Here is an 11,091-nt window from a genome sequence, read left to right on the forward strand (position 1 = left end):
CTCTCACGGCGTCCAGCGCAGCAGGGTGCCGCGGTGCCCCGTGGCCCACACGTCCCCGGGCCCCGAGCCACCCAGCGCATTCAGCGTCGCCGGCGACTGCGTGGCGGTGCTCCAGGTCGACCCGTTGAAGAAGTGGACGTCGTTCACCTCCGAGGACACCGCGTAGAGGGCGGTGCGGCCGAAGGCCACCAGGGCCCGGAGATCAGGCGTGACCCCGCCCGTCACCGTCAGTGACGGCAGTCGCGTCCAGGTGTCTCGCGAGCGCTCCAACAGCAGCGCGCCGTCGCCCACCACATACGCCAGCCGAGGCGTCAGGACCCGGACATCGTTCAGGAAGCCGGTGGCATCCGACAAACCCAGCTCTTCCTTCGTCCACGTCGTCCCGCTCGTAGGCGCACGAAAGGCCACGGGGCGGGGCTGTCCCTCCACCGTCTCCGCGCCCACCGCGAGCAGCGTCGTTTCATCCAGGCCATGAATGGCCCTCAGGTTGGAGGCCACCTCCGTGAGGACCGTGGGCTGCTCCTGCGTCGCGCCTCCGTCGTCGTAGCGCCAGCGCAGGACGCGGCCCTGACTGGTGACGGCATACAGGGTGACGATGTTGTCCGTAGGGCTCTCGAAGCCGACCAGGCCGTTGATGGCGCCGGCATGGCCACTGGAGACGCTCTCGCACGGCTCGGCCTCTTCACCGGGCCTCAGCGTCGCGAACCGACCCGCGCGGGAGCCCAGGAAGACGCGGCCATTGCTCGCGGCCCACGCCGACTTCCACTCGCCCTCACAGTTCGTCACGGGCGTGACGGCGTCGTCTTCCACGTGAAGCACACGGCTCGCCGCTCCCGAAAGCCAGCCGTGTCCCCTCGAATACACGGCCACCGCATCGAATCGCGCGCTCGGGTCACCCAGCTCCTCCCGCACATCCCACGCCGTCGAGGCACAGCCCGTCACCCCGTCATCCGTCTGGTCATTGCAGTCGTTGTCCAGGCGGTCACACTGTTCGGTGAGGCCCTGTCGCGCCAGGGCGGAGCCCTCGTCACAGTCGGTGTCCTCCCGCGTCGCGCCCGGCTCGGGCGGCACACAGCCGGGCCCCACCCACTGTCCGGCCTCTCCATCTCCGTCGTCGTCCGCGAAGTAGGCCACCGGCTGCTCGCTGCTGGCGCACGCGGAGGCGGAGGGCCCCGCGCAGGCCAGCACCCCGGAGCAGCCCAGCGGCGTCGTGCACGCCATGCCCACGGAGAACCCATCGCTGTCCGCCACGCCGTCGCAGTTGTCGTCCCTGCCGTCGCAACGAAACTCCGCCTGCCCGGGGTGGATGTCGCCGGCCGTGTCGTCACAGTCCCCACCGCGCGTCGTGAAGCCCGTGGGTGTGATGCAGGCAAGGACCCGCGGGCCCCCGTCATCGCCATAGCCATCCGCGTCCGCGTCCGGCCAGAACGGAGTCTCGCGCGGGGCGTCGTCCTCTCCTGCAACACAGTTGTTGTCGACACCGTCGCACAGTTCGGTGGCCCCGGGGTGGATGGCCGGGTCCGTGTCGTCGCAGTCCGTGCCGGGGTAGGGCGGCTTCGCGGCGAAGGCCCCATCGCCGTCCAGGTCCTCCGCGCGCAGGTCCAGGCCCAGGTCGGTGACATCCCGGGTCGGAAACCGGGCCTCCGCGGACTGGCTCGCGATGACGGGCCCGGCACACGAGCCCTCGTGAGCCACGGCGGTCACTCGCAGGTCACGACTCCAGCCCGGATGATCCTGGATGACGCCGAGGCGCGTGTCGCTGAGGCGCTCCTCGTCTACCGGCACCGCGCCCGATGCGGTGTGCGACGCGTCGTGCACGTCCACCACCGTGAGCGTCAGGCACTTTGGCCGGAAGGTCGCATACGTGATGAAGACCCTCAGCGCGGGCGCGCTGGCGGGGGTCTCCGTCTTGCAACCCGACAACGCAAGTGTCAGCAGCAGTACACCCACCTGGAATAAACGCATCGCCCGTGCATTCCCCGCCGCGTCGCGGCGCCCGCTGTCGTGACGTACCGCCGTAGAACCCAAGGACATCCGGAACTCCCCCATAGACCGCCGCGCTGGCCATCGTCCAGAAGCCCCCGTCGCAGGGTGCATCCTTTCGCTCGTCGGGCCCCAGCGCGCGCCACCCCGTCACCCATCTGGCCCGAGCCCCGCCTCCTCGCTCATGTCCCCTGTTCGAACCGCCCTCTTCGCGCCCCTCTGTGCCTGGCTGGCCTTGTCTCCAGCCGAGTCCCAGGCGGCCCAGAGCGATGCACCCGTGGCACCCACTCCCTCGCGCGGCGCTGCGGATTCCGCACCCGAGGCTGCGAATTCCGCACGGCCCGCTGCGGAATCCGCACCCGTCGCGCCAGGCACGGCGGCGCCCGCGAGTCCTCCCGCGGACAGCGCGCCGCTGACGCTGGAGCGAGCGGTGTCGATGGCGGCCGAGCGCAACGAGTCCGCGCTCGCGGCCCAGCAGCGCGCCACCGCCGCCGACGCCCGCCTGTCGCGCGCCCGTGCGTTCTTCTTCCCCGAGCTGACGGCGACGGGCACGTATACGCGCCGCTCCAACCAGTCGACTCGCGAGGTGGGCGGGCAGCAGGTCGTCCTCCAGCGCTACAACGCCTTCGGCGCCAACATCGTCGCCCGCGTCACGGTCTTCGACGCGCGCGGCTTCCCGCTGTACCGGGCCGCGCGCCTGGACGGCGAGGCGGCGGGGCTGGAGGCCGTGGAGGCCCGACGTCAGATTTCGTTCGATGCCGCCAACGCCTTCCTCATCACCCTCCAGGAGCAGCAGGTCTTCCAGGCCGCCGAGCAGCGCATCGCCTTCGCGAAGCAGTCGCACGCGGACGCGTCGGCCCGGGCGAAGGGGGGGCTCGCGAGCACCAACGACGTAACGCGCGCCGAGGTCGAGGTCGCCACCGCGGAGGTGGAGCTCATCAGCGCTCGCAACCTGGCGCAGACGAGCCGCCTGGAGCTCGGCTATCTGCTGGTGGAGTCGGTGGAGGGCGCGCTCGTCATGCCGCAGACCCTGCTCGACGACGCGGCCCGGCCGCTCGCGACCCACGACTCCATCATCCCTGGCGCGGTGGAGCGCCGCCCGGACATCCTCGCCTCGCGTCTGCGGGTGGAGTCGCTGGAGGCGAATGCGCTGGAGCCGCTGGCGCGACTGCTGCCCTCGCTGGGCGTGGCCGCGACGTACCGGCTCACCAATGAAGGCGGCCTGACGGGCCGCACCGGTGATGGCTTCCTGTCGGCCGACCTCGTCTGGAACCTCTTCGATGGCGGTGAGCGCTACGCGGAGCGCCGTGAGCGGGTGGCCCTGGCGCGCGCGGCGGAGCTGGAGCAGCAGGCGGGCACGCGGCGCGTGGACGTGGACATCCAGCGGGCCCGCGTGGCCCTGGAGAACGCGCGGGCGGCGCTCACCCAGAGCGAGCTGGCGACCCGCGCGGCGCGGCAGAACGCGGAGGAGCAGGGCATTCTCTACCGCCAGGGATTGTCCACGGCGTTGACATTGGCGGATGCCTCCCTCCGGTTGTTCGAGGCGGAGGTGGCCCTGGCGCGCAGCCGGTATGCGCTGGGCGTGGCCCTGCTGGGCCTGAGGGCGGCAGTCGGACTCGATCCCCTGGGGAAGGAACCGTGAAGGCGATGCGACGCGCAGGAACGCTGACGCTGGCCGTGGCCATGCTGGCCATGGGTGCATGCAAAAAGGACGCGGAGGCGTCGAAGGGCGCGGAAGCGGCCCCGGCCGGGAAGGCGGGCGGTCGTCCCGGCGGCGGAGGTCCGGGTGGCCGTGGGCCCATCCAGTTCCCCGTCGAGGTCGCCCCCGTGGAGGCCCGCGACGTCGAGTACGTCGTCAACGCGGTGGGCTCCGTGGAGGCCTTCGAGCGGGTGCAGATCACCGCGCGGGTGCCCGGCGCCGTGGAGCGCGTCCTCTTCATGGAGGGGCAGACGGTGAAGAAGGGCGACGTGCTCGCGGAGATCGAGCCCGCGCGCTACGCCATCGCCGTGCGCGCGGCCGAGGCCTCGTTCGCCAAGGCGCGCGCCTCGCTGGCGGAGGCTCAGTCCGGCGCCGCCCGTCGCACCGCCGTCAATGAGGCCAGCCCGGGCCTGTTGCCCGCCGAGCAACTGGACACCTTCCAGGCGCGAGCGCGCACGGCGGAGGCGGATGTCGCCTCGGCGCGGGCGGCGTTGGACCAGGCCCAGCTCAACCAGCGCGACGCATACGTGCGCGCGCCCATGGACGGCGTGCTCCAGACTCGCACCGTGCAGACGGGCCAGTACGTGCAGCCCGGCATCGTGATGGCGACGCTCCTGCGCAAGGACCCGCTGCTCTTGCGCTTCACGGTGCCCGAGGCGGACGTGTCGCGGCTGAAGCCGGGCCTGCCTGCGCGGTTCTCGGTGCGCTCGGAGGGCGGCTCGTACATGGCGAAGATCACCCACGTGGCGGAGGCCGCCGACGAGGCCAGCCGCATGGTGCCGGTGACGGCCGAGGTGTCCGCCGAGGACGCGCACCGGCTGCGCCCGGGCGTGTTCGCCTCCGTCGCGGTGCCGGTGGAGACGCGCGGTGGCAGCCCGGTGGTGCCGCAGACGGCGGTGCGGGCCAGCGAGCGCGGCTTCATGGCGTTCGTGGTGGAGGGTGACAAGGCCCGCGAGCGCATCCTGGAACTGGGCATGCGCACGGCGGACGGCCGGGTGGAGGTCCGTGAGGGCCTCAAGGCGGGGGAGCGACTGGTGGTGCGCGGCGGCGAGGCCCTGCGCGACGGCGTGGTGGTGCGCGTGGCCGAGGAGAAGAAGCCCGCGCTGACGGCCGAGCCTCGCATCGAAGACGCCGGCGGCGGCGAGGGAGCTGGGCGATGAGCCTGACGGAAGCCTGCATCAAGAAGCCGGTCCTCGCCTGGATGATCATGGCGGCGACCATCGTCTTCGGCGTGGTGGCGTCGCAGCGCATCGGCATCAGCCAGTTCCCGGACGTCGACTTCCCCACCATCAATATCAGCGTGACGTGGGAGGGCGCCAACCCGGAAGCGGTGGAGAGCGACGTCATCGAGGCCATCGAGGAGGCGGTGACGCAGGTGGAAGGCGTCACCAGCATCACCTCCAACGCCCGGCAGGGCGGCGCCAACATCACGGTGGAGCTGGACCTGTCGCGCAACGTCGACACGGCGCTCGCGGACGTGCAGACGAAGGTGAGCCAGGCGCAGCGCCAGCTCCCCGAGGACATCGACCCGCCCATCGTCACCAAGACGAACCCGGAGGACCAGCCCATCATCCAGGTGGGTGTGTCCGGGCCCTTCTCGCAGCAGGTGGTGAGTGACTTCGCGCGCTACCGCGTGAAGGAGAAGCTCCAGACGGTGCCGGGCGTGGGTGAAGTCCAGATTGGCGGCTCGCTGGAGCGCAACGTCCGCATCTGGGTGGACTCCGGCAAGCTGGACTCGCTCGGCCTCACGGTGATGGACATCACCGCCGCGCTCCAGCGGGAGCACGTGGAGCTGCCGGCGGGTCGCATCGAGACGTCGGGCCGCGAAGTCAACGTGCGCGTGCTGGGCGAGGCGCTGGACCTGGAGACGCTGCGCAACATCGTCATCCGGGAGCAGGGCGGCCAGCCGGTGTACCTGCACGATGTGGCGTTGGTGGAGGACGGCTTCGAGGACATCCGGCGCATGGCGCGGGTGAATGGCATCCCCGCGCAGGGCCTGGGCATCAAGAAGCAGCGCGGGGCCAACGCGGTGTCGGTGGCGCAGGGCGTGCGCGCGGAACTGGCGCGCATCCAGAAGGAGGCCCCGGAGGGGATGGACGTGGCGGTGCGCTTCGACTCGACGCAGTTCATCGAGGAGAGCGTCCACGAAATCGAGTTCGAGCTGCTGCTGGCCTGCATCCTCACCGCGTTCGTGTGCTGGGTCTTCCTGGGCTCGCTGTCGAGCACGATGAACGTGGTGCTGGCCATTCCCATGTCGCTGTTGGGGACGGTGGCCGTCATCTACTTCCTGGGCTTCACGCTCAACACCTTCACGCTGCTGGGTCTGGCATTGGCGGTAGGCATCGTCGTGGACGACGCCATCATGGTGTTGGAGAACATCTTCCGGCACGCGGAGGAGGGGAAGGACCGGGTGCGCGCCGCGCGCGAGGGCACCGCGGAGATCACCTTCGCCGCGCTGGCGGCGACGATGGCCGTCATCGCCATCTTCCTGCCCGTCGTGTTCATGAAGGGCATCATCGGCCGGTTCTTCCTCCAGTTCGGCGTCACGCTCTGCGTGGCGGTGCTGCTGTCGTACGTGGAGGCCATCACCCTGGCGCCGGCGCGCTGCGCGCAGCTCTTGAAGACGTCCCGCGAGGGGCGCAGCAAGATGGGCGTGTGGGTGGACAAGGGCTTCAGCAAGCTGGAGCACGCGTATGGGCGGGTGCTGGGCTGGGGGCTGAAGCGGCCCTGGCGGGTGCTGGGCGGGGCGGTGGTGATTCTGGCCGCCAGCGTGTTCGCGTTCCGCGCGCTGCCGGGCGAGTTCGTCCCGTCGCAGGACCAGAGCCGGTTGATGGTCCGCCTGCAGACGGCGGTGGGCAGCAGCCTGGAGGAGTCGAATAAAATCTTCCAGCGGGCGGAGGCCTTCGCCTCGTCGCGCCCGGAGGTGCTCAGCGTCTTCGCGGTGGTGGGCGGAGGCGGTGGCAACACCAGCGCGAACGGAGGCTTCATGATGCTGACGCTGAAGCCACCCGACGAGCGCATGCCGCAGGCGGAGTTCCAGCAGATCCTCCGCAAGGAGCTCAACAGCTACCCGGGTCTGCGCGCCGTGGTGCAGGACCTGTCGCAGGCGGGCTTCACCGCGCAGCGCGGGTTCCCGGTGGAGTTCAGCGTGCGCGGCTCGGACTGGGACCAGCTGGTCAAGGCGAGCCAGGAGATGCGCGAGAAGGTCCAGGCGAGCGGCAAGGTGGTGGACGTGGACACCGACTACCAGCTGGGCATGCCGGAGCTGCGCATCACCCCGGACCGGGCGCGCGCGGCGGACCTGGGCGTGCCGATTCAAGCGGTGGCGACGACCATCAACGCGCTGGTCGGCGGCGTTCGCGTAGGCAAGTACAGCACCGGAGGTCGGCGCATCGACGTGCGCATGCGCCTGTTGGCCGGGCAGCGCTCCAGGCCGGAAGACCTGGCGATGCTCAAGGTGCGCACGGCGAGTGGTGCGCTCGTCCCCCTGTCGTCGCTGGTGACGCAGGAGGAGCGGCCGGCGCTGCAGGCCATCACCCGCAGGGACCGAGAGCGCGCCATCAGCATCTTCGCCAACGTGGCGCCGGGCTCCAGTCAGGAAGAGGCGCTGGCCACGGTGGAGCGGCTCGCGAAGGACCTGCCTGGAGGCGTGCGCGTGGTGCCGGGCGGCGCGAGCGTGGCGTTCCGCGACTCGATGAGCAGCCTGTTCTTCGCGCTCTTCCTGGGGATTGGCGTCGCGTACATGGTGCTGGGAGCGCAGTTCAACTCGTTCCTGCACCCCGTCACGGTGCTCACGATTCTCCCGCTGTCGGTGGCCGGCGCGGCCTTCGCGCTGCTGGGCACGGGCAGCACGCTGAACATCTTCAGCATGATTGGCTTGTTGCTGCTGATGGGCATCGTGAAGAAGAACTCCATCATCCTGGTGGACTACGCGCTCCAGCAGCGGGAGCTGGGGTTGGACGCGGTGGAGTCGATGCTGCGCGCCGGCCCCGTGCGTCTGCGGCCGATTCTCATGACGTCCACGGCGACGATGATGGCGGCGGTGCCGGCGGCGCTGGCGCTGGGCGCGGGCAGCGAGACGCGCGCGCCCATGTCCATCGCCGTGCTGGGCGGCCTCTCCGTCTCCACGGTGCTCAGCCTCGTCGTGGTGCCGGCCTTCTACGTGGTCGCCGACCGCATGAAGACGCGGCTGGCCACGTGGCGGGGCAAGCGTCCGGATGACGAGGTCGGCGGTCCCACGGCACAGGCGCGGCCCGGGGGCGAGGAGCCTCGCCCGGCGGCGCACGGCTGAGGTCAGGGGCTCGCGGCTTCACCCCGCGAGCCTCTTTCACCCAGGCGCTGGCGAGGGGGCAGGCGCCGTCACGGCGTCTGGCTGAAGCACGCGCGCACCGTGGACATCGTCAAGGGTACGTCGGTGGATGGGCAGGCGAGTCCACGGCGAGCAAGGAGATGACCCCATGGCGCACGAGACCGAGCTTCCTCCCTCCATCACCCCGGTGAAGGAGCGCGACGAGTCGCTGGACCTCCAGGCGTTCCTCGACGAAATCGGCAACAGCCGCGAGGTCAGCGTCAACAAGGTGGACGCGCGAGACGCGGCGCACGCGGTGCTTTGCACGCTGGCGCGCCGCCTGTCCGACGGCGAGGACGTGAAGCTGATGCGCGCGCTGGGCCCCGACATCGGCGACATCGTCGGGGAGTGCACCATCCTCCGGGGCCCGTCGCATGCGCGACGCATGCACCGCGACGAGTTCATCTCCGACGTGGCGGACCACCTGAAGATTCCGGTGGACCAGGCGGACCGGGTGATGAAGGTGGTGTTCACCGCGGTGAGAGACCGCATCCCCGAGGACGAGGTGTCCGCGGTGGCCTCCCAGCTCCCGGCGGACCTCGCGGACAGCTTCCGCCGGCCGGTGTAGCCAGCGGCGTCGCCGGTACCGGGCTTCCCGTCTCCAGGAAGCCCGGCGCGGCTCACGGCCTTCAGGCAGGCCTGGCGAGCGCCGCGTCGATGGCCTGGACCAGGCGCGGGTCCTCCGCCGTCACGTCCGGGGCGAAGCGCGCGGCGACGCGACCATCGCGGCCAATGAGGAACTTCTCGAAGTTCCACTGCACTTCCGGAATCGGATTCGCGTCGATGCCGTAGCCCTTGAGCTTCTGGCGCATCGGCCCTTCGCCCGTGGCGTCGGGGACCGCGCTCGTCAGCTCGCGGTACAGCGGGTGCTTGTTCTCGCCCACGACGGAGATCTTCGAGAAGAGGGGAAACTTCACGGAGTAAGTCAGGTCGCAGAAGTCCTTGATCTCCGCCTCGGTGCCCGGCTCCTGGCCCAGGAAGTTGTTCGCGGGAAAGCCGAGCACCTCCAGCCCCTGGGCGTGCTTGTTCTCGTAGAGCTTCTCCAGGCCCTCGTACTGCGGGGTGAGGCCGCACTTGGATGCGACGTTCACCACCAACAGCACCTTGCCCTTGAACTGGCCCAGCGTCAGGGCGGCGCCGTCGATGGACTTCAGCGGGATGTCGTAGAGGTTCTGGCTCATATGGGCGCAGAGCCTCTTACTTTGGCCCCGCGCCCGTCAATCGCCGCCGTGAGATGTGTCGCCCCGCCTATACGCGGGTGACGCTGGGTCGCGCGAAGTAGTGCCAGGTGGAGCTGACGCCCTGTGCGGTCGTCGACTTGTGCCGCTGGACGATTCGCTCCGCCGAATCTCCACTCTGGTGCTCCAGGATGAGCCGGGCCTCCACGGTGGTGGAGAACCAGGTGCTCACCATGCTGGGAATCGCGTTGGCCGTGCAGATGCTGCCGACGACGAGCACCCGGGGATCGTCATTCGGGATGGTCTCCGAGTCGCCCCCAGCGAGGCGCAGCCGGCAGTAGCCACCGTTCGCGGTGGGTGACTTGTTCGTCACCATTCCGTCCGCCTCCTGGCCGGTGAGGTAGACGACGCTCGAGTAGCCGGAGATGTCGTACGTCCCGGGGGGAACCGTGATGACCCCGGTCCTCAGGTCCAGCCGGATGGAGCGGTCGGGCGAACACGCCTCCACGCGGGTGAACACTCGGGTGTTCATTCCGGGCTCCAGCGTCTTCGTGTCTGGCGAGTCCTCGGCGAAGACGGCGAACACGCGCGAGTAGTTCACCGGGGAGGAGGTCCACTGGTAGGTCTCCTCGGTCTTGCCTCCCTCTCCGTCCAGGGTGAGCACCTGGATGTTGTCGTCGCTCCGGCCGCCGGTGAGCCACCGGTCCTTCGCGCCGCCCACCTTCAAGTAGACCGCCCGGCCTCGTTTGACCTCGCCGCTTCCCACCGCCGTGCGACTCTGCATCACCGTCCACTGGTAGCTCGACTCCATGTCGCCGCCCTCACCGTCGAGCGTGGAGACCTCTCTCTGGCCCTCGCTGCGTCCTCCCGTCAGCCAGCGGGGCTTGTCGCCGCCCACCTTGAGATAGACGATGTCGCCGTAGCGCAGGGGGCCGCTGCCCACGGTGTCGCGGGTCTTCATCAGGGTCCACCGGTAGCTGGACTCCAGGTCGCCGCCCTCGCCATCGCGGGTGTACACCCGCTTGTTGCCGTCGCTGCGGCCGCCGGTGAGCCACCGGTCCTTCGCGCCGCCCACTTGAAGATAAAGGGTCTCTCCATAGATGAGTGTGTCGGTGGTGGGGATGAGCTCCGGAGCGGGGAGTGGCTTCATGGGACCGATTCGTGGGGACTCAAGGCTGGCTTTCTCAGACACGGCATCCTCCTGTGGATGCGCTGAACGATGACATGCGCCATGAGGCAGCCCGCCCACTGATACGAAGCGATACAATGAGAGACGAAGCGGCTCGCTCGCCAACGGATGCAACGGAAGGGGTATGCTTCAGGGGACGCATTCCTGGCACGGGCACCCTCATGGAACTGAAAAGTCAGACGTCGACCCCGCGTGTCTTCATCGTGGATGACGATACGCAGCTCACGGCGATGGTCGCCGACTACCTGCGGATGCATGGCTTCACCGCGGAGTGTGAGGTCAGCGGTGACCGGGCGGTGCCACGGATTCTCGCCGCGCGGCCCGACCTGGTGGTGCTCGATGTGATGCTCCCCGGCAAGGATGGCTTCACCGTCTGCCGGGAGCTTCGGGGGGCCTATCCGGGCCCCATCCTCATGCTGACGGGGAGGGGCGCAGAGGTGGACGAAGTCGTGGGGCTGGAGAGCGGCGCCGACGACTACCTGCCGAAGCCAGTCAGCCCCCGCGTGCTCCTGGCGCGGCTGCGGGCGCTCTTGCGCCGCACGAGCACGGCGCCCGCGACGGAGCCTGCCCCCTGTGTCAGGGAAGAAGTCGCCTCGGCTGAGTTGCCGAGCTGACCACCCGAAGGGGGCGAGTGCAGGCGGTTGAAGTGCCGTACACAGACGCATTCAAGGCGCAGATGGTGAAGCGGATGATG

General features: G+C 69.8%; 8 protein-coding genes. 5 read left to right on the forward strand and 3 right to left on the reverse strand.

Going from position 1 to position 11,091, the window contains the following annotated elements:
• Nucleotides 1-3: 3 nt before the first annotated feature.
• Nucleotides 4-2,034 (reverse strand): putative metal-binding motif-containing protein, encoded by a 2,031-nt coding sequence (locus HUA76_RS38545; protein WP_174463704.1) that lies wholly within the window; start codon nt 2,032-2,034, stop codon nt 4-6.
• 133 nt (nt 2,035-2,167) lie between these two features.
• Here HUA76_RS38545 and HUA76_RS38550 point away from each other — a divergent pair, with 133 nt between their 5' ends.
• The 4 genes from HUA76_RS38550 (at nt 2,168) to HUA76_RS38565 (ending at nt 8,598) form a co-directional block, all read left to right on the forward strand.
• Complete coding sequence (locus tag HUA76_RS38550; protein ID WP_174463705.1) at nt 2,168-3,625, forward strand: TolC family protein; 1,458 nt, start codon at nt 2,168-2,170, stop codon at nt 3,623-3,625.
• A gap of 5 nt (nt 3,626-3,630) precedes the next feature.
• Complete coding sequence (locus HUA76_RS38555) at nt 3,631-4,842, forward strand: efflux RND transporter periplasmic adaptor subunit (protein WP_174458278.1); 1,212 nt, start codon at nt 3,631-3,633, stop codon at nt 4,840-4,842.
• Nucleotides 4,839-7,973, forward strand: coding sequence for an efflux RND transporter permease subunit (locus HUA76_RS38560; protein WP_174463706.1), 3,135 nt, complete (start codon nt 4,839-4,841; stop codon nt 7,971-7,973). Before HUA76_RS38555 ends, HUA76_RS38560 begins: the two co-directional genes overlap by 4 nt.
• 166 nt (nt 7,974-8,139) lie before the next feature.
• Nucleotides 8,140-8,598: a DUF2267 domain-containing protein gene (locus HUA76_RS38565; protein ID WP_141646807.1), complete on the forward strand. Its 459-nt coding sequence runs from the start codon at nt 8,140-8,142 to the stop codon at nt 8,596-8,598.
• Nucleotides 8,599-8,659: 61 nt separating this feature from the next.
• Here the strand turns inward: HUA76_RS38565 and HUA76_RS38570 are convergent, their stop codons facing one another.
• Together HUA76_RS38570 and HUA76_RS38575 are read right to left on the reverse strand one after the other, a co-directional pair.
• Nucleotides 8,660-9,211: a glutathione peroxidase gene (locus HUA76_RS38570; RefSeq protein WP_174463707.1), complete on the reverse strand. Its 552-nt coding sequence runs from the start codon at nt 9,209-9,211 to the stop codon at nt 8,660-8,662.
• Between the two features lie 67 nt (nt 9,212-9,278).
• On the reverse strand, nt 9,279-10,358 hold the full coding sequence (locus tag HUA76_RS38575) for a hypothetical protein (RefSeq protein ID WP_174463708.1): 1,080 nt from the start codon (nt 10,356-10,358) through the stop codon (nt 9,279-9,281).
• Between the two features lie 200 nt (nt 10,359-10,558).
• Between HUA76_RS38575 and HUA76_RS45865 the strand changes: the two genes are divergently transcribed.
• On the forward strand, nt 10,559-11,011 hold the full coding sequence (locus HUA76_RS45865; RefSeq protein ID WP_174463709.1) for a response regulator: 453 nt from the start codon (nt 10,559-10,561) through the stop codon (nt 11,009-11,011).
• The last annotated feature ends 80 nt before the right edge of the window (nt 11,012-11,091 follow it).

The sequence above is a fragment of the Myxococcus sp. CA056 genome (assembly GCF_013336715.1).
Taxonomy (GTDB): Bacteria; Myxococcota; Myxococcia; order Myxococcales; family Myxococcaceae; genus Myxococcus; species Myxococcus llanfairpwllgwyngyllgogerychwyrndrobwllllantysiliogogogochensis.